This is a genomic window from Acidilobus sp. 7A (assembly GCF_003431325.1).
Classification (GTDB): Archaea; Thermoproteota; Thermoprotei_A; order Sulfolobales; family Acidilobaceae; genus Acidilobus.
Map to the genome: position 1 here is coordinate 248,375 of NZ_CP010515.1, position 18,628 is coordinate 267,002.

Consider the following 18,628-nt stretch of genomic DNA (forward strand, 5'->3'; position numbering starts at 1 on the left):
CCTCACGTTATGCCCTCCAGGACGCCTGTGAACTTCATGACCACCACCGCCAGCACTATGGTTATCACCGTTGAGATTATTGACAGCGCCGCGGCGACGCCGTAGTTGTTATAAGAGAACGCCTGCTGATAGGCGTAGACTATGAATGTCTCAGTCGATATGCCGGGCCCGCCGCTCGTCAGGACGTATATGGGGTAGAAGTTGTTCCAGGTGAAGACGAAGCTGGTTATGAAGACGAACGCTATGGTCTTCCTCAGCGAGGGCACAGTTATCCTGAGGAACTTGGTGAGGGCGCCGGCCCCGTCCACGTCAGCTATCTCGTAGAGCTCGGCTGGTATGCTCTGGAGCCCCGAGTAGAAGACCGTCATGTAGTAGGGGAAGCTGAGCCAGAGGTTGGTTATTATGAGCTCGGCCCATGCGTCGCCCACCGACTGAAGCGCGTTAATCGTCGGCAGGTGGAGGGAGGGGAGGACGTACCTGTTCATGAAGCCGTAGGGGTAGACCCACATGCCCTGCCAGACCAGGAGCGATATGAAGCCTGGGAAGGCCCAGGGCAGTATAAGTATGGCGTAAAAGAAGGACTTGCCCCTCAGGTCCCTCTGGTTAAGTATTAGCGCCAGCGCGAAGCCGAGGGCCATCATTGGGATCAGGCTCCCAAGGGTCCAGATGACCTCGTTTATCAGCAGCGTCGATATGTAGTGCTGCCTCAGCGCAAGCACGTAGTTGAACGCGCCCACGAACCTGTACGTGTGCCTGAAGAAGTTCACCAGGTTCATGTTAGTGAATGACACGTACGTGGAGTAGAGCAGGGGGTACAGGAACAGGAAGAGCACGGCAGCGAAGAGGGGCAGAAAATAAATAAAACCCTCAAGTTTGTCGCGAGCGCTTGGCATTAAGCTCCCCGCCTCAGTACCTTGAGGCAGGGAGCTCTGGCACGGTTAAAACTTCACTTGGCGTTATGGGGACAGGGCTTAGGAGGCCGGCGCTCTGCAGCGCGCTTATGAAGGCCTGCTCCATGCCCTGCGCCGCCTGCTCGGCGTTTATCTTCCCGGCGAAGAACTCGCTGGCGTACTGGTGGAACGAGTTCCAGTAGTAGGACATCTGCGGTATGTTGGGGAACTTCTGGCCGTGCTGGCTCTGCTCAAGTATCCCCTTTATGACCTGGTGCAGGCAGGCGAGCGTGGTGTTGCTAGTAGGCGCGCTCAGGTTCTGCATGGCGGCGTTGTAGGCGCTGTTAAGCGCAGGTATGTCGCCTGCGTACTTGAAGAGGTCGTACTCGTTGCTGTAGTTCGTCATGAACTCTATGAAGAGCAGGGCCGCGTGTAGCGTGGCGTTCCACTGGCTCGCGGGCACGCCGTTGGCCTGCTCAGTAGTTATTGACCAGCCCATGCTCCCTATGAATGGCGTCGCGTAGAGGCCCGTGCTGCTAACCACGGGCAGCGGGGCAGCCCCCAGGTTGCATCCCAGGGCCTTGAAGTAGGGCATGAGGTCCCAGGGGCCGTCGAATATTATGGCGGCCTTGTTCTCCATGAACAGCTGGCCCTCGACGCCCCCGGCCCCAGTGCTAGAGGCAAGGTAGTTTACCTTAAGGTCGTAGGTCAGGTTGTACCAGAAGTTGAGGGCGTTGACCATGGCGCTTGAGTTGAGTGCCGGCACTATCTTGCCGTTCTGGGTTGTGAATATCTGCCCGCCGAAGCCCGCGAACCAGGCGGCGAACCTGTAGCCGTACTCGTCGCTCGCCCCATAGGCTATGCCCCAGACGCCGCTCTTGTTGACCTGCTCAGCCATCTGTATCATCTGGTCAGTCGTGTTGGGCGGGGCAGTTATGAACTTCTTATTGTAGAACATAACTATGTAGTTTATGTTGTCCGGCAGGCCGTAGACTGAGCCGTTGAGGGTCCAGTCCTGTATTGCAGTCGGGTTGAACCGGCTGAAGTAGCTGGGCGGCAGGTACTGGGACAGGTTTACAAGTATGCCTGAGGCGAAGAGGGCGCCTGCCGAGTCGCTGCTGTCCCTTATTATTATTGGCGCGTCGTGCGCCTGGGCCTCAGAGGTGTACGGGCTGGTGCCTACGCTGGCGCCGTACTCGACCTTAACGTGAATCCACGGGTACTTCTGCTCGAAGGCCGCCAGGCTGGCGTTGAAGGCAATGTTCTCACTGCTGCTGTAGCTGTCAGCCACTGTTAAGGTCACGACCTGCGTCGTAGTTGTGGTAGTAACGTGATGCCTTGTCGAGACGTAAGCCATGTAGCCTCCGACCGCCGCTACCACTACCACCACAATTATGATGGTCGCCAGGGCAACAGTTGAGATAGACCTCCTACTTGACTTCAAAACACCCACCTCTCAACTTGCCGCTTTCTTTAAGGCGTCCAGGTAGTATAAAAGGCTATACTATTTAGAGAAAAGTTATTTAAAAACATAAAAATCTAAACGTATAACTTAGAGGAAGCTCAAGGGAGCTGACCTCCTCCCCGCCCTAGAAGGGCGAGGCTTTCTATAATAAGGTAAAGGGTAGGCATGACAGCAGGAACTCAGCCGACGCGAAGCCTTGACCTGAGCCTCACAGCCACGTCGTATGGGTAGTAGCCCTTCGCGCTCCCCCCAAGGGCCGCGCCGTCGGCTCCCTTGGGCAGGGGGAGGCCCATGAGTGCTAGGGCTGTGGTGGCCACGTCGTGGGTCTCAGCCCCGTCGCCCTGACCTCCTCGCCAACCACCAGGAGCACCCCGTTGACCTCGTGGTCTGGCATCAGGTCGCGCCTCAGCTGAGCCATCGACCTGCTTGAGACGGGCCAGTACCTCTCCTCGTCGACAGACTCTACGAAGAGGGCCGGGTACGGGGGCAGGTAGGCGCCCCTGAACCTCTCCTCGAGCCTCGTCACCTTAAGGTAGCGCGATGCCTTGGAGCTGGCTATGGCTTTAAGCCCCCTCTCCCTCTCCGCCTCACCCCTGAAGTAGAGGACCCTGTCTATTGAGAGCCCGCCTGCGTCGTATGTGAACGGCTGCCCCGAGAGCTCGCTCTGCTGCCCGGCGCCCTCGTGCGTTGCCGCCCTTGTCACGGTCACCAGCTCGCCGCCCACGCCCTCCCTCAGCCTCCTCAGCGGCCCCCTCCTCGAGATCTCCCTCGGCGACAGGCTGGGCGGCAGCACCCTTGAGAGCTCGTCAAGAGCACTGACAAGGCTTAGCGAGAGCCTGCCCCTCAGGCTGCCCGGCAGCCCGACCCTGAACTCCCTCATGAGGGGGGCTAGCACGTTGACGCAGGTCCTGTGGACCCCGGCGCCGTGGTCTGAGACTATGACGAGGTACTTGGACCTCCTCATGAGTTCCCCGGCGAGCTCGTCTATGGACCTCCACACCTCCTCGGACCTGGGGCCCACGGAGAGCACGTCGTAGTGGTCCTTGTGGAAGGCCTGGTCCGGGTACGGGAGCACCACGAAGTAGGCGTCCGCGTCGACCTCGCTGAGAAGCTTAAGGGTGCCCTCCACCAGCAGCTCAGTCCTCCTGTAGGGGTCAGGCATGGCCTCAAATGTCACGAAGTACTTGCCGAGCCTCTCGGCGAGGCCCTGGGGGCTGTACTCAACCCTTGGGGCCAGGAAGGTGTCTCCAACGACTGTCATCCTCTCGTGGCAGCAGAGGCCCCTGATGGGCCAGGTAAGCGGGTAGTTGACCACAGCCACGTCAAGGCCCATGAGGGCCGCGTCCTCAAAGGCCCTTGGGAACATGACGTCAAGGGACGTGTAGGGCCTGGAGAGGTGCTCCCCGCTGGGCCCCCTGTAGTACTTTGTGAAGCCCCAGACGCCGTGCTTGGCCGGGTTCACCCCAGCCGCTATGCTAGTCCACTGCACAGGTGTTATGGGAGGCATCGAGCGCAGCGGTATAGGCCTTGAGCGCGAGAGGGCCTCGCCCAGGTTCCTAAGCTTAAGCTTTGAGACCGCCCTACCAAGCAGCCACGGCGACAGGGCATCAAGGCCCAGCAGCGATAGCTCCAATGTCCGCTACCAAGGGGCTTCCTACGGCAGGAAATTTTAAGGTGAAGGTTATGCGCCCTCGGCGAAGGCGCTGGAGAGGTACCAGTCTAGGCGCCCCTCGTCCTCAGCTGTGACCCTGAAGCTTATCCTCCTCCCTGCGGTCCTCCCCTCCTCAGCAGCCCCCTCTCCTCTACCCTTGCGCTCACTCCTCTCACCAGTCTTGTCTATTGTTGACGAAGCCTAATAAAGGGGTGTCCCTGAGGCCCCCCGACAGCGTCTAAGTAAAAACTGAGCCCCTGTCGCCTGCGCGCAGGCTACCGCCTTTCTCGCTTAGCACAAAACAATAGCGCAGGCACCTATATACGGTTTCAACTTCTCCCGATGCAGGGACGCCGCTGAAGGAAGGTAGAAAAGGCCCCCTTGACAGGTCGCATCGGGATCGACGTGATGATCGCCAGGCTTAAGGTGGACATCCCTATAAAGGCCCTTGGCCACGTCAACTCCTACGCCATAATTGACGATGAGGGCTTCCTGCTGGTGGACCCCGGCATGTACTGGGCCGACGGCTTCAGGAGCCTTGCGGCCGAGCTCAGGAGGGCGGGCCTAAGCCTCAGGGGGCTTAGAGCTATTGTGGTCACCCACTTCCACGTGGACCATGCCACCGCCGCCCCTGTGTTAGCTGAGCTGGCGGGCTCTGAGGTCTTAATGGGCCCCAGGGACCTTGAGGTCGTGAGGAGGGGCTTCAGGGAGTACTTCAGGGACGTCACTGAGACCTTCCTGCACTACGGCGTCCCGAGGGAGGAGGTTAAGGCCATGGAGGAGGTCCACCCAGTCCCAAGGCTTGGCGACGTCTATGATGAGCTAGCGGCCGTCGCGAGGCCCGTGGGGGAGGGCGAGTCGATAGGGCTTGGCGACGGCGAGCTTAAGGTCCTTGAGCTGCCCGGCCACACGCCTGGCCACATAGCGCTCCTCCAGGGGGTCACAGCAGTTGTCGGCGACGTACTGCTTAACGGCATAACTCCTAACGTTGTGGCAGACTCCCCTGACCCCAGGAGGGACCCCCTGGGCGACTACCTGAGGACCCTTGAGAGGGTCTCATCCCTTGGCCTCTCGTCCGCTATGCCCGGCCACGGGGAGCCTATAGGCTCGCCCTCCGCCAGGGCAAGGGAGTTAATGGCTCACCACGAGGAGAGGCTGAGGCTAGTTAAGTCGCTGCTCGACGCCCCCAGGACCCTATACTACGTTGCGAGGAACCTCAGGTGGAGGACCTCCGCCGCCTCCTGGGACGACATGAGCCCCTATGAGAGGTACTTCGCCGTCGGCGAGGCCCTGGCGCACCTGAAGCACCTTGAGGCCGTGGGGGAGGTTGAGGAGATGACAGCTGGCGGCGAGGTGTCCTTCCGCCTGGCTTGAGCTGCCGGCCTGTAACGCCTCTGCAGGCTAATCACAGCCTCTGACCCCTTTTGCACTACCAGGCAGACCAAGTTGACCTCCTCCCCGCCCTGAGGGGTGAGGCCTTCGGCTGCAAAGCTCGTTTGCTTTGCTGTCAAGTGCAAAGGAGGGCGCCACCGTGAAGTCGATGAGCAGCCGTGAGGCAAAGGGGCGCCCGGTGAGGCCCCGCGTCCCGAGGGAAGGCGGGCCCCCGCAGGCAACATGATGAGAGGCGAAGGATGATGAAGTAGATGCCTAAGGTCACGTAGAGTGGCTGCTAGTCGCGGTGAACGTCGAACCCTCCCTGCACGGGCTCCTGGCGGCTAGCATGTCCTCCGCCAGGGCGCAGACCATCGGCATGAACTCCTCCGCCGGGGCCTCTACCCTCACATCGGCCAGGTCGTCAAGTGCCGTCTCGCCCACGTTAACTATCACCAGCTTGGCACCCCTTGACCTGGCCACCAGGGGCAGCTGGTTGGCCGGGCTGACCGCGAGGCTCGACCCAACCACTATGAAGAGGTCTGAGCTGCCGGCCAGCGAGAACGCCTCCTCAAGCGCGTCGGGCGGCAGCGGCTCCCCGAAGTAAACAACGTCAGGCTTCAGAAGCCCCCCGCAGACGGGGCACGTGGGGAGCCTGCCTTCAGACACTGCCCTGAAGGCCTCCCTTATGTCGTACTTCCTCCCGCACTCCGTGCAGACGGCCCTGCCGGCGTTGCCGTGGAGCTCAACGACCTTTCTGCTCCCGGCGGCCTGGTGGAGGCCGTCTATGTTCTGGGTTATCACCGCCTTAATGAGTCCCATCTCCTCAAGCCTTGCTATGGCCACGTGGGCTGGGTTTGGCCTCACCCCGCTAAGCTGGCCGAACCTCTCCATGAAGAGCCTCCACGAGCCCAGCGGGTCTGAGTAGAAGTGGGATATCTCAAAGAGGGAAGGGTCAAGCCTCCTCCACAGCCCGTTGGGGCCCCTGAAGTCAGGTATGCCGCTGGCTGTGCTGACGCCGGCCCCTGACATCAGAACTGCGCTGTTTGAAGCTACCAGCATCCCCGCGACCTCCTTGGCCTTAGAGCTCAGCGACGTCCCGCTTCACCTCGAATAAGGCCTGGCGCCGACAGGTTAATAGCTAAAGGCCCCTGACAAGTTTAATGGCGCAGGAGCGAGGTGTCAGACAATCGTAACAAACCTGCCGGCCGAGGCCATAGCTAAGCTAAACAAGTACAGCGAGGCTAAGACAACGGAGGAGAAGATCAGGGCCCTCGAGGAGTTCCTCAGCTCCGTGCCCAAGCACAAGGGCACGGAGAAGCTCAGGCTGTGGGCCACGAGGAGGCTCTCCGAGCTCAGGGAGGAGGTGGAGAGGGAGAGGGCAAGGAGGTCGGGCGGCGGCAGGCCGGGCATGTTTGTCGAGAAGGCAGGGGCCGGGCAGGTGGTTTTGATAGGCCCCACGAACTCCGGCAAGAGCTCAATAGTGGCCAGGCTGACTAACGCAAAGGTAACGATAAGCCCCTTGCCCTACGGCACCCAGGCCCCCGTGCCGGGCATGATGACGTACCTTGACGTCCAGCTCCAGCTCGTCGACACCCCGCCCCTCATAAACCCTGACGGCAGCGTCAACTCAAGGGTTGTGGCCCTAGCCAGGAACGCTGACGTCATAGCCCTGGTCATAGGCCTTGACTCCCCTGAGCCCAGGCGCGACCTTGACGTCTCCCTTAGGGCCCTCGAGGACAGGGGGGTTGCATACTCCCTTGAGAAGGGCTTCGTCAGGGTTGAGAGGAGGACCCAGGGAGGGATAGCGTTCACCTACAGGGGGACCCCGAGGTTCACCGAGGAGGAGGCGAGGAGGCTGCTGAACAGCTACAGGGTGTACAACGCGCTGGTTGAGGTCAGCGGGCCCGCCACCCTGGACGACCTCGAGGAGGCCATATTTAGCGCTAAGGTCTACAAGCCCGCCTTCGTCATATTCAACAAGGCTGACCTGCCCTCAGCTGAGTCGAGGGCGAGGGAGGCGGCCTCGGCGCTACCCAAGGACGTCCAGTGGGTGCTGGCGTCAGCTGTAACGGGCGTCGGCCTCAGCAGCGTGGGCCCCGTGGCCTACAGGCTCCTGAACATAAAGAGGATATACACTAAGAAGCCGGGCCAGCCCCCGAGCCCTGAGCCCCTTGTTGTTAGTGCCGACGCCACCGTCAGGGAGATAGCTGAGAGGATAAGCCCCTCCCTGGCAAGGTCCATGAAGTACGCCAAGATATGGGGGAGGGGTGCTAAGTACGGGGGGCAGAGGGTGGGGCCTGACTACGTGCCCCAGGACGGCGACATACTAGAGATAAGGTAGCTGACCTCCTCCCCTCCCAGGGGCTCGGGGATATGTGGGCCCCTGTTGGGACATCCCTTGCGGGGACACCATTTGTTCTGCGATGCTTTCAAGTGCTCAGGTGTTTTATGCCTTACCCCGCCCCTGGAAGGGGCGGGCCTGCCGTTCACTTTGTCACTCTATGGGCTCCTCAGGCTCCTGCTCGAGCAGGCTTGGGCACAGCAGCTTCATCGAGACGCTTATCAGGGCGTCAGCTATTGGAACCACCGCTGCCGCGGGCCCGCCGACGTGCATAGCCATGTTCCTCAGCTCCGATGCCAGCATAGCAGCGTTAAGCAGCCTCCTGCCGCTGGCGCTGGCGAGGCCCCCCATGAACTCCCCTACGGCCTCCTTAAGCTTCCCAAGCAGGTCGGCCCTGCCCTTCAGCATGAGGGCCGCGTCCGCGACCATGGAGGGCAGCGACAGCAGCACGCCATATGCCATCGGGTCGATTATGTTGCTCTCCTTGGAGCTCCTTAGGGAGGCCTCAACGAGCTCGAGGGCCTGAGCCCTCAGCCCCTCGACCTCGGCCTCCTCCGCCCCCCTGGAGGCCTCGTCAAGCATGTCCTGGAGCCTGCTGCTGGCCTCCTTGATTAGCCTTGTGGCGTCGGCGCTCGGTGACGGAGCTATGGTGACTACCACCCTGTCTGAGCCCCTCTCCACCGACGCCACCTTCTCATTTTCGTTGAGCTCAGCCATGAGCCTCTTAACGTCAGTCTCCCCGAGGCCCCTCAGAGGTATCTCAACCCTGCTGTAGCCGTGAACAAATGCGCAGTCAACTATTGCGTCAACGCCAGCTGCCCTTGCGACGCCGTTGTACCTTAATGTGACCGTGCTAGCCCTGTCCTCCGCCCTGCTGTCCCTCGGCCTTACGAGGAGCTTACCGCCGGCCTCTACAACCTCTATCTCGTCGCCGACCTTTATCCCGAGCCTCCTAGCCCACTGCTTGGGCAGCGTTATTATCAGGCTGGACCCGCCGAGCCTCTGGACCTTCCTTGTAGTTGCGCTCTCGCTCAACTCACGCACCCTTGCAACTAGTATTGGCGGCGTATATATAACTTTAACGCTGTTAAAGAAAAATGTATATTATTCTAAACGAAAAATCTTTCTTATAAACAAGGGACTGCCTCCCTGCACTCAGCTTATATTTTACGAGGCCCGCAGCAAGAGGGGCGAGGCGCAGGAGCTTGAACATGCTTGAGATAAGGTGGCACGGCAGGGGCGGCCAGGGGGCAGTCACAGCCAGTGAAATCATAGCGTCAGCCTCCATAATAGAGGGGAAGTACGCCCTCGCCTTCCCTGAGTTCGGCGCCGAGAGGAGGGGCGCGCCAGTTAGGGCGTACACGAGGATAACTGACAGCCCTCTCATACCCAGGACGCCAATTGAGCGCCCTGACGTCGTAGTGGTACTTGACAGGAGCCTGCTCAAGCCTACCTACATAGAGGGCCTCAAGGAGGGCGGCACCCTTGTCGCCAACAGCCCGCTGAAGCCCGCTGAGCTCCTGGAGAAGCTGGGCCTCGGTGGGGGCAAGTACAGGGCGGCGGCCGTCGACGCGAGCTCAATAGCGATGAAGTGGCTCAGGGCCAACATAGTGAACACTGCCATACTGGGTGCTTTTGTAAAGTCTACAGAGCTCGTGAAGTTGGACACCGTTTTAGACGTAATAAGGTCCAGGTTCCACGGTAAGGTGGCTGAGGCGAACGTGATGGCCGTTAAGGAGGCATATGAGTCCACGCAGCTCTCTTGGGGGTGAGGCAGGTGTCGGTGAAGCTCCCAGGATGGAAGGAGATGACGATTGGAGGGGTCATAACAAACCCCGGCAACAGCCTTGAGTACAAGACGGGCGACTGGAAGGTCCTGATGCCGGTCATAAACCAGGAGAAGTGCATAAGGTGCAGGATATGCTGGTACGTCTGCCCTGACAGCGCTATACTTGAGCTTGACAAGCCCTACACGACCAAGGCTAAGAGGGTATACAAGATATCCTACGACGTCAACTATGACTTCTGCAAGGGGTGTGGCATGTGTGCCCAGGAGTGCCCAGTCAAGGCGATTGACATGGTCCCCGTGGAGGTGAGCTGAGGTGGAGGCAGCGCAGGAGGTTAAGTCGAAGAGGCCCATACCGCTTAGCACTAACTACGCAGTGGCTCACGCTGCAAAGGACCTAGATGTCGACGTGGTGGCAGCCTACCCAATCACGCCCCAGACAACTGTGGTCGAGAAGCTCTCGGAGTTTGTGGCAAATGGTGAGCTCGACGCTGAGTTCATACACGTCGAGAGCGAGCACAGCGCCCTCAGCGCGACCCTGGCAGCGTCACTGACGGGCGCGAGGGCCTTCACTGCGACTGCGAGCCAGGGCCTGGCCCTCATGCACGAGATGCTGCACGTGGCCTCGGGCCTCAGGGCACCGATAGTCATGAGCGTGGCAATGAGGGCCCTGAGCGCCCCCATAAGCATCTGGAACGACCAGACGGACCTCTTCAACGCCAGGGACACGGGCTGGATAATCTACTTCGTCCACACGGCCCAGGAGGCGTATGACACAGTAATACAGGCCTACAGGCTTGCTGAGGACAGGGGCGTTATGCTGCCTGTCATGGTCGGCTATGATGGCTACGTGATGAGCCACACGACGGAGCCGGTGGTGGTTGAGGACAGGGCCAGCGTCCTCAAGTTCGCGCCCAAGAGGCCGTACCCCTACAGGCTTGACCCCGACAAGCCCGTTACGATTGGGCCCATAGTGCCGCCCGAGTACTACTATGAATTAAAGTACCAGCAGGTGAAGGCCATGGAGGGCGTCCCCGAGAAGGCCGAGGACGTAGATAGGGAGTTCCAGAAGGCCTTCGGCCGCGGCTACGGCATAATGGAGTGCTACATGTGCGAGGGGGCCGATGCCCTCATAGTTGCAAACGCCAGCTACGCAGCCACGCTCAAGAGCGTCCTGCCGGACGCCTGGAGGGAGGGCCTGAAGGTCGGCCTCCTGAGGCTCAGGCTCTACAGGCCGTTCCCAGCCAAGCACTTCGTGAACTACACCTCGAACGTCAAGAGCGTCCTGGTGATAGACAGAGCCATAAGCTACGGCGCCCCGTACCAGGGGCCACTCGCCAACGAGATAGCTGGCCTCAAGGTAAGGGAGGACCTGGGCTTCAACCTGACTAGCGTCGTTGCCGGCATAGGGCAGAGGGCTATGGAGCCTGAGGACTTCTTGGCCCTGGCCCGCCTCGCGTGGGAGGCGAGGACCAGGAAGTATCCTGAGACCATATTCTACGGGGTGAGGGAGTGATGGCACAGCAGGCGGGCAAGTCGCTCAGGATAAAGAGCCTGTTCGACCTGCCCAGGGAGGAGCTCTTCATAAGCGGCCACGGCCTCTGCGCAGGCTGCACGGCTGGGACAATAATGAGGATGCTGACCAAGGTAGCCGGCAAGGACACGATAATAGTCAACGCCACGGGCTGCGTCGAGGTAGCAACAACCAGGTACCCGTACTCCAACTGGCTGGTGCCGTGGTTCCACTCAGCCTTCGAGAACGCAGGGGCCAGCGCCAGCGGCATAGCCAGGACCATAGAGGTCCTGAAGAGGAAGGGTGTAATACCAAAGGACAAGCAGGCGAAGGTTGTAGTAGTAGCGGGCGACGGCGGCACTGTTGACATAGGCCTCCAGAGCCTAAGCGGCATGCTCGAGAGGCGCGACCCCGTAATGTACGTGCTCTACGACAACGAGGCATACATGAACACAGGCATACAGAGGAGCGGCGCCACGCCGTTCCACGCGTGGACCACCACGACGCCGGCAGGCAAGGTCTGGAGGGGCGAGTGGAGGACGAAGAAGGACATAGCTATGATAGTTGCGGCGCACAGGATACCTTACGTCGCCACAGCTAACCCCGCCTACCCGCAGGACATGATAAACAAGTTCGCCAGGGGCCTCGAGGTCCTTGACGAGGGGCCGTCATTCATACACGTCCTCATGGCGTGCACCACTGGCTGGAGGTTTGACCCAGCCCTCGGCATAACCATATCAAGGCTTGCAACGGAGACCGGCGTGTTCCCGCTCTACGAGATAGACCACGGCAACTTCAGGGTCACCTTCCCGGTAGCCAAGAGGAAGCCCGTCTCGGAGTACCTCAAGCTGCAGGGCAGGTTCGCCCACCTGACGCCTGCTGAGATAGAGGAGATACAGAAGCTCGTAAACGAGAGGGTGGCAGAGATAAACAAGCTTGCGGGCAAGGAGGTCATAGGCCCCGTAGCCAAGTAGCCTTCTTTATACATATCTGTATCCAACTAATCACGTCCTTTTTTCCTGAAACGTTTAAATAGTGGTCCTACCGTAACGCGGGCTGAGGCGACCCACCTTTGTGGTGGAGAGGGAGCCCGGCCCTGAGTCCGGGCAAGGGAGCCCTGACGGTCAGTCCGGCGGGGGTAGCCGCGGCTTTGTATCGCGGTCTCCCCCAGGTCATCTTGTAGAGTCCGACCTAAAGCTGAGCAGGTCGCTCGGCTTCTGGCACTACGTCGGCTTAAACATTGGTGCCATCATAGGAGCCGGCTGGCTCCTGGCACCTCTGGGCGCAGCCGCCTTCGCTGGTCCGCTCTCCATAGCCTCCTGGCTCGTAGCAGCCGTCCTGGTGATCTTCATGGCGCTTGCCTACGCCTACCTCGCGGGCTTAGCGCCCAGGACAGGCGGCGTGGTCAGGTACCCCCAGATGGCCCACGGAGACCTGGCTGGCTTCGTCACCGGCGTCCTCTACCTGCTCTCCATATCATCACTTATGCCGGCCGAGGCCATAGCTGTCGTCAGCTACGCAAGCTACTACGTTCCTGGCCTCGTGACCAGGGCAACTGTGCTGGGCCAGCCCGTCACTGTGGTCACATGGAAGGGCATGCTGCTGGCCCTGGCCATAGTTGCGCTCGTGTTCCTCATCAACTACTTCGGAGTTAAGTTAGTTGGTAATGTGAGCCTGGGCCTCATGATCTGGAAGGTGATAGTGCCGCTCGTTGCAATCGTCGCACTGTTCGCCCTCGCCTTCAACCCCCATAACCTAACCCTCCAGGGCCCGACCCAGGCGTCCTCCATGGGCCTCACCGGGGCGGCCGCCGTCCTGATGGCCATACCGCTCGCGGGCATAGCCTACGCGATGCTGGGCTTCAGGCAGGCCGTCGACTACGGCGGCGAGGGCAGGAGCTCCTCCAGGGACGTCCCACTGGCAGTGATAACCTCAGTCCTCATAGCTTCAATAATCTTCATCCTGCTCCAGGTGGCCTTCATAGGCGGCCTCAGGTGGTCTGCCATAACCGTCGGCTCGCCTAGCGACGCAGCCCCGCTAACCCCTGGCAACTGGAGCGGGCTGGCGACCTCCAACATAGCCTCAGCCCCGCTGGCCAGCGAGCTAGCCCTAGCTGGGCTCGGGGCCCTGAGCGTGCTGATGATAATAGACGCCTGGGTGTCGCCTCTGGGCAACTCCATAATACAGATGGGCAACCTGGCCAGGATAGTTTATGGCATAGCCGCAAACGGCCACCTGCCCTCCAGGCTGACCTCGCTCAACAGGTACGCCGTGCCGGGCCTGGGCCTCCTAGTGGCCCTAGCCCTAGGGCTCGCCTTCATGGTCCCGCTGCCCAGCTGGTACGCCATAGGTGGCTACGCCGTGCTCACCACGCTGATGACCTACGTGACGGGCGGCACGGCGCTCGGGGCCTTCTCAAGGAGAGGCCGCGCGGTCTTCAAGGTAGTTGGTGCCCTGGGGGCCATGGCGGCGGCGCTGCTGGCCTACTGGGCCGGCATGACCCTCATGATACCCGTCTTCATGACGTTCATCTCAGGCGTAGCGGCCTACCTAGTGATAAGGGGCGTTACCGGCCAGAGGAGCCTGCTGAGCATCGGGATCCCCTACGCGGCCGTCATCGCCTTCGTTGACTACATGCTGGCTGTTAACGTCTTCTACCCCATCAGCTCAGGGTTAACGACCTCAGCCCATGAGGTGACCGCCCTGGTAACCATCTCGCTGGCGCTCTCGGCCGCCGAGACCGCTGTAGCGCTGGTCTCCTATGCCTTGGTCGGCGGGCCTGAGGAAAGGAAGGCCGTGAGGTCTGGCGCCTGGTTCGTGACCCTGGCGTTCCTGATATTCCTGATAGACGTGATTGGCCCGTACGGGCTGTCCTCAGTCTACGGGGGCAGCCCGCTCCTGCCCTTCCCCTACGACCTGGTCACCGTGGCGGCTGGCGCTGTGACCCTTTACGTGGTGGCGGTCCTCACGGCGCCTTAGAGTTCCCATAGAACACACCTTCATGTTTTTCTTGTGTTGACCTCTGCCATAGGCCTTCGTCACAGGAGGTGGTGGGCCCGGGGGGATTTGAACCCCCGACCACAGGGACCCGAGTCGGGCGCCATGTCACCTCGGCACTGGCGTACCCCGCATCCTGCCAGGCTGGACTACGGGCCCACCAAGGGAGGAGCAGCTGGCCAACATATTTAAGCCTTGAGGGGTTCAGCTCTCACAAGTTCACGTGATACGTTTTCATCGCCTCACCCTTATTTCCCGCGCCCCGCTCGGGTTTCATCGGGCCCGGGGCGCTCAGGGTTACCCCAGGGGCCCCACATCTTGAGCGTCCTGCTACATACCTCCTGTAGATGTTGACTATAGCGATGACGTCCCCTATCTGCCTCAAAGCCGCACCTTGCTGACATCTCGCGTTTTGTGCTGTCTTCCCACTTTACCTTGAAATAAGGCTTCCAATACTCCCTCCAGACCCCTCGGCAAGCTCGGAGAGGCTCGCGGCCGCTGCCAGAAGCGCCTTCAACTTCCCCTCGTCAGGCCTCTCGCTGCCCATTACCTTGGTCAGCGTGTAGAGCTTCACAACTAACTCCGCGTAATCCTTCACGTCTGACCTGTGGCAGAGGGTGTTTACCCGTGGCGTACTTTTCCTTACTTTTAATCTAGTTCCGCCGCGGGCACCCCTCTTAAGGGATCACACGCGGTCACCCTTAAGTCACTGGGGCTTGTCGAGGGAAACGCCGCTACCCTCCCGTCCACTTTTATCACTCCCACCCTCGTTGAGCAGCGCCCGTCATCAGGTGGGGGGTCACCAATGAAAGCTGCCTCGGTAATGCTATATAAAAGTAACTTGTCAAAACAATATTTAGAAGTAATTAAAAATAACTAGTAGTTATGTAGAGGCGTTACAGTCTCCTCGACAGGGTTCTCCAGTGTCCTCCCCACGTCAGCCTCTAAGTGGACGATAGCGTAGATGCTGACAATAGAGCTCATGCCTCTGGGCCTCATTCATCACAGCTGTGACCCTGATGAGACGAAGGGGGAGCCGTGGGTCTGGGCTGCCCTGAGGGGCGGAGCCCCGTGATATGGGCCCCCATGAAAGGGGCCCTGAGGGCCGCGAGGCCAAGGCGGAGGCCCAATAAATGATATCGAGCCCTATGAAACCTAAACCCCCTGGACCAGCTTTGAGCTTACCATAGGGAACGGCAGCGCCTCCTTTATGCTGTTGACGCCAACTAACATCATTACCAGCCTGTCTATGCCGACGCCCAGGCCGCCCGTTGGTGGCATGCCGTAGCTGAGGGCCCTCACGAAGTCAACGTCGTATGGGTGGGCCTCAAGGTCGCCCCTCTTCCTCATCTCCTGCTCCTCCTTGAACAGCTTGTCCTGTAGGACCGGGTCGTTAAGCTCGCTGTATGCGTTGGCGAGCTCGACTCCCGCCACGTAGAGCTCAAACCTCTCCACGAGCCCAGGCTTTGACCTGTGGGGCTTGCAGAGTGGCGTCGTCTCAATGGGGTAGTCGAGCACGAACGTCGGCTGTATAAGCTTAGGTGTGACGAGCTTGTCGAAGAGCTTCTCTATCATCAGCCCCCTCGAGTAGACTCCTCCCCTCGGCACCAGGCCCAGCTGGTCAAGCATGTGCTTCATCTCGTCGTCACTGACGGAGTCTAAGCTCTTACCTATGGCCTCGGAGAGCAGGTCAAACATGGTGGCCCTCCTGAACCTCTGGCCAACGTCGACCTCGGCGACGCTGCCGTCTGGCATGGGTATCTTTAGCTTGGTGGTGCCCAGGACCCTCTGGGCCACAGCCCTTATCATGTCCTCCGTCAGGTCCATGATGTCGTTGTAGTCAGCGTAGGCCCAGTAGAGCTCCATCATGGTGAACTCAGGGTTGTGGGTCACGTCTATGTCCTCGTTCCTGAAGACCTTGCCTATCTCGAAGACCTTGTCAAAGCCCCCGACTATGAACCTCTTAAGGTAGAGCTCGAGCGATATCCTGAGGTACCAGTCCTCGTCAAGGGCGTTGACGTGCGTCATAAAGGGCCTTGCCAGGGCCCCGCCGTAGACCGGCTGAAGGACGGGCGTCTCGACCTCGACGAAGCCCCTTGAGTACAGGTACTGCCTTATCTCCCTTATGGTGTTGAACCTTATCTCCATGGCCCTTCTGGCCTGGTCGTTGTAGAGGAAGTCCACGTACCTGTGGGCGTACCTGAACTCAGGCGTCAGCTTTGTCCAGTCCGGGGGCTCTATGAGGGCCTTGGCGAGCAGCTGGTAGTCCTTGACCAGCAGGGACAGCTCGCCCTTCATGGTGTAGAACAGGTCGCCCGTGACCCCTATTATGTCGCCCCTGCCGACGAAGTGCAGGAAGTCATCATACCTGTCGCCGAGCTCGTTAACTCTGAGGTAGAGCTGAAGCCTCTCCCCCTCGTCGAAGATGTCAACAAACGACGCCTTGCCGTGCCTCCTTATGTTGGCGACCCTGCCCGCGGTTGACACGCCAGCCACGAAGGGCTCGTGGGGCTTGTCCGGCCTTGATGCCGCCAGCTCCCTTATCTGCCTGATCGTGTGCGTTACGGGGAACTTGTGGGGGTAGGGGTTTATGCCCCTGGCCTTGAGCTCGTCAAGCAGCTTGAGCCTCTCCTTGTCCCACTCCACGCTCAAGATCGCTGCCCACTGAGCTATACCTTGGGCTAACTTTTAAAGCTGGCCCCCTCCCTGCCCTGAAGGGTTAAGGCTTTTCAAATGTTAAGGCCTCTGGCCACCTCCTTAAGCCACTCTGAGATCTCCAGCGCCGCCACCTCGGCGAGGGTACCCAGGGCCCTCGAGCCGCAGGCCTTGGCCGCCTCCTCGGCCTCAGAGGCTATCCTGCCTGGCAGGAGGGCCAGCGGGGCTATGCAGTCTGCGCACCCATCCATTACCACGTTAAGCCCCTGGAGGGTCAGCACAGCTGCTATCCTGCCCACGTCGTCCAGCTGCTCCTCGAGGTGCCTCTTGGCGGGCCAGAAGTAGAGCCTGACGCTCGTGCACCCGGCCTCCCGGGCTGCCCTTGCAATGGCTGCTGCCGTGAGCTCCGTCGGTATGTGACCGACCCACCTGGCGCCCGCGGAGGCGGCCGCAGCCATGATCTCCCTGGCGTGGCCCCCACCCATTGGCATCAGTAAGGCCACGGCGTCGCCCGAGCCCAGCCTGAGGGAGCCCACCTCTGATACCTTAACTAGAGCCGCGCCCCTAAAGTGGGCCGCCAGCTCCTTAAGCTTAGAGTCGTCCCCTCCCGGGTCGTGGTAAACTAGGTACAGCAAAAGGACCTCTCCCGCGGCCATATGTGTTTCATACAAAAATAAATCGGTATATACTAGCTTAGTTTGAGTGGCGCTGAACATAGGCAACGCCTCTAATAGTGCTAAGGCGCCCTAGGGCCGGCGCTGCCCTTGGAGTCCGAGGACTTCGACATAAATGCACTTGAAGTCTACGGCGTGACGTTCAGGGACTCGTGCTTCCTCAGGCTCTCCCCTGAGGCTGAAGACCTGGCGGAGAGGGCCTACAGGGAGCTGGCGCCGCTCTCGAGGGGCGTCGTTATCGTATCCACCTGCAACAGGTTTGAGGTCTACCTTGACTCGCCCGCCCGCGGAAGGGTTGAGGAGGCTATCGGGGGGCTCTTCACGTGCGGCTTCCACCTCTCAGGCGTAGACGCAGCCAGGCACCTGCTCAGGGTGGCCTCAGGACTTGAGTCAGCCATACTTGGCGAGGACGAGGTCCTCGGGCAGGTCAGGGAGGCCTGGGTCAACGCCAGGAGGCGCGGCTACAGCAGCGAGCTGCTTGACACGGTCTTTCACAGCGCTATCTCCGCCGGCGCCAGGGCTAGGAACTCAACCAACATATCGAGAGGCGTGCTGGGGTACCCGAGGGCCGCCGTTGAGATGGCCGCGGAGAGGCTGGGCGGCCTCGACGACAAGGTAGTCCTTATAGTTGGCGCCGGCATGGCGGCCAGCGAGATGGCCCAGCACCTCTGCTCCAAGTGGAGGCCCTCAAAGGTCATGGTGGCCGACAGGAACGCTGAAAAGGCTAGGGCGATCCTGTCCCTGTGCCCCTCCGCAGGCGGCGAGTTCATAGAGCTGACCAAGGTGGCGAACCTAGACGTGGTCGACGCCATGCTGGTTGCCATAAAGGGCGGCATGAGGCCCGAGCTAGGCGTGGCGGCGAGGAGGTCAAAGGTGGTCGTCGACATATCGACGCCTCAGGCCTCGCCCACAGCGCACGTCACTATAGATGACGTTAAGGACTTCGTTAACCACAACCTGTCGCGCAGGCTGGCCGAGGTCCCAGCGGCTGAGGGCATAGTGGAGGACGAACTGTCAAGGCTTCAGGCCATGTTGCTGAGGAAGTCCGTGGACAAGGCCATATCCTCTATCATGAGGGTCATCAGCGTCATAGTTGACGAGGAGGCCAAGGTGACGGCGAAGAACATAGAGGGGGGCGAGGACCCGTACCAGGCCATAATGACAGCGCTGAACAGCACAGTGAAGAGGGCCATGTTCCCCATCTTCTCCTACCTCAGGGAGAGGCCGGAGTCAAGGCTGAGCTGGCAAGGGAGCTTATGAACAGGTACGAGTCCATGCTAAG

17 protein-coding genes and 1 tRNA gene are annotated in these 18,628 nt (G+C 60.4%); 8 read left to right on the top strand and 10 right to left on the bottom strand.

The genetic code is table 11. The features are described from left to right. Positions 1–2: 2 nt before the first annotated feature. From SE86_RS01205 to SE86_RS01215, 4 genes are all read right to left on the bottom strand, one after another. Positions 3–893: a sugar ABC transporter permease gene (locus SE86_RS01205; protein ID WP_117353949.1), complete on the bottom strand. Its 891-nt coding sequence runs from the start codon at positions 891–893 to the stop codon at positions 3–5. A gap of 13 nt (positions 894–906) precedes the next feature. Next, entirely contained in the window at positions 907–2,343 is a 1,437-nt protein-coding gene (locus SE86_RS01210; protein WP_117353950.1) for an extracellular solute-binding protein, read from the bottom strand. A gap of 191 nt (positions 2,344–2,534) precedes the next feature. Beyond that, positions 2,535–2,672, bottom strand: coding sequence for a hypothetical protein (locus SE86_RS07955; RefSeq protein ID WP_158543066.1), 138 nt, complete (start codon positions 2,670–2,672; stop codon positions 2,535–2,537). Beyond that, positions 2,654–3,988: an alkaline phosphatase family protein gene (locus tag SE86_RS01215; RefSeq protein WP_117353951.1), complete on the bottom strand. Its 1,335-nt coding sequence runs from the start codon at positions 3,986–3,988 to the stop codon at positions 2,654–2,656. Before SE86_RS01215 ends, SE86_RS07955 begins: the two co-directional genes overlap by 19 nt. A gap of 399 nt (positions 3,989–4,387) precedes the next feature. Between SE86_RS01215 and SE86_RS01220 the strand changes: the two genes are divergently transcribed. Beyond that, a complete protein-coding gene (locus SE86_RS01220) occupies positions 4,388–5,380 on the top strand; it encodes an MBL fold metallo-hydrolase (RefSeq protein ID WP_148666733.1) in 993 nt (330 codons plus the stop codon). Between the two features lie 279 nt (positions 5,381–5,659). Here the strand turns inward: SE86_RS01220 and cobB are convergent, their stop codons facing one another. Beyond that, positions 5,660–6,469, bottom strand: a complete 810-nt coding sequence (cobB, locus tag SE86_RS01225) for an NAD-dependent protein deacetylase (protein WP_257791331.1) — start codon at positions 6,467–6,469, stop codon at positions 5,660–5,662. Positions 6,470–6,671: 202 nt separating this feature from the next. Between cobB and SE86_RS01230 the strand changes: the two genes are divergently transcribed. Continuing rightward, positions 6,672–7,721: a GTPase gene (locus tag SE86_RS01230; protein WP_117353954.1), complete on the top strand. Its 1,050-nt coding sequence runs from the start codon at positions 6,672–6,674 to the stop codon at positions 7,719–7,721. 153 nt (positions 7,722–7,874) lie between these two features. On the opposite strand, the gene SE86_RS01235 is transcribed toward SE86_RS01230, so the two are convergent. Continuing rightward, positions 7,875–8,756: an AbrB/MazE/SpoVT family DNA-binding domain-containing protein gene (locus SE86_RS01235; RefSeq protein ID WP_148666734.1), complete on the bottom strand. Its 882-nt coding sequence runs from the start codon at positions 8,754–8,756 to the stop codon at positions 7,875–7,877. 176 nt (positions 8,757–8,932) lie between these two features. Here SE86_RS01235 and SE86_RS01240 point away from each other — a divergent pair, with 176 nt between their 5' ends. The 5 genes from SE86_RS01240 to SE86_RS01260 all read left to right on the top strand — a co-directional run bounded on the left by SE86_RS01240 (position 8,933) and on the right by SE86_RS01260 (position 13,999). Further along, positions 8,933–9,493, top strand: coding sequence for a 2-oxoacid:acceptor oxidoreductase family protein (locus SE86_RS01240; protein WP_117355022.1), 561 nt, complete (start codon positions 8,933–8,935; stop codon positions 9,491–9,493). A gap of 35 nt (positions 9,494–9,528) precedes the next feature. Next, on the top strand, positions 9,529–9,822 hold the full coding sequence (locus SE86_RS01245; protein WP_117355021.1) for a 4Fe-4S binding protein: 294 nt from the start codon (positions 9,529–9,531) through the stop codon (positions 9,820–9,822). A gap of 1 nt (position 9,823) precedes the next feature. Next, on the top strand, positions 9,824–11,023 hold the full coding sequence (locus SE86_RS01250) for a ferredoxin oxidoreductase (protein WP_117353956.1): 1,200 nt from the start codon (positions 9,824–9,826) through the stop codon (positions 11,021–11,023). Next, a complete protein-coding gene (locus SE86_RS01255) occupies positions 11,023–11,994 on the top strand; it encodes a thiamine pyrophosphate-dependent enzyme (RefSeq protein ID WP_117355023.1) in 972 nt (323 codons plus the stop codon). Before SE86_RS01250 ends, SE86_RS01255 begins: the two co-directional genes overlap by 1 nt. 100 nt (positions 11,995–12,094) lie before the next feature. Further along, positions 12,095–13,999 (top strand): APC family permease, encoded by a 1,905-nt coding sequence (locus tag SE86_RS01260; RefSeq protein ID WP_158543067.1) that lies wholly within the window; start codon positions 12,095–12,097, stop codon positions 13,997–13,999. 69 nt (positions 14,000–14,068) lie between these two features. On the opposite strand, the gene SE86_RS01265 is transcribed toward SE86_RS01260, so the two are convergent. From SE86_RS01265 to SE86_RS01275, 4 genes are all read right to left on the bottom strand, one after another. Next, positions 14,069–14,176: transfer RNA gene (locus tag SE86_RS01265), tRNA-Pro, on the bottom strand. Positions 14,177–14,447: 271 nt separating this feature from the next. Next, the gene (locus SE86_RS07960) at positions 14,448–14,615 is read right to left on the bottom strand and encodes a hypothetical protein (RefSeq protein ID WP_158543068.1); all 168 of its coding nucleotides are present in this window, start codon (positions 14,613–14,615) and stop codon (positions 14,448–14,450) included. Between the two features lie 557 nt (positions 14,616–15,172). Then, entirely contained in the window at positions 15,173–16,663 is a 1,491-nt protein-coding gene (lysS, locus tag SE86_RS01270; protein ID WP_117355024.1) for a lysine--tRNA ligase, read from the bottom strand. Positions 16,664–16,746: 83 nt separating this feature from the next. Further along, a complete protein-coding gene (locus SE86_RS01275; RefSeq protein WP_117353958.1) occupies positions 16,747–17,307 on the bottom strand; it encodes a hypothetical protein in 561 nt (186 codons plus the stop codon). A gap of 129 nt (positions 17,308–17,436) precedes the next feature. Here SE86_RS01275 and SE86_RS01280 point away from each other — a divergent pair, with 129 nt between their 5' ends. Then, positions 17,437–18,606 carry a hypothetical protein gene (locus SE86_RS01280; protein ID WP_117353959.1) on the top strand — a complete coding sequence of 390 codons (1,170 nt, stop codon included), beginning with the start codon at positions 17,437–17,439 and terminating at the stop codon, positions 18,604–18,606. Positions 18,607–18,628: the final 22 nt, after the last annotated feature.

Excerpts from the sequence above, each read along its gene's own strand:
- SE86_RS01205 (WP_117353949.1), bottom strand. The coding sequence starts at position 893 with ATGCCAAGCGCTCGCGACAAACTTGAGGGTTTTATTTATTTTCTGCCC.
- SE86_RS01240 (WP_117355022.1), top strand. The coding sequence starts at position 8,933 with ATGCTTGAGATAAGGTGGCACGGCAGGGGCGGCCAGGGGGCAGTCACA.
- SE86_RS01245 (WP_117355021.1), top strand. The coding sequence starts at position 9,529 with ATGACGATTGGAGGGGTCATAACAAACCCCGGCAACAGCCTTGAGTAC.
- SE86_RS01255 (WP_117355023.1), top strand. The coding sequence starts at position 11,023 with ATGGCACAGCAGGCGGGCAAGTCGCTCAGGATAAAGAGCCTGTTCGAC.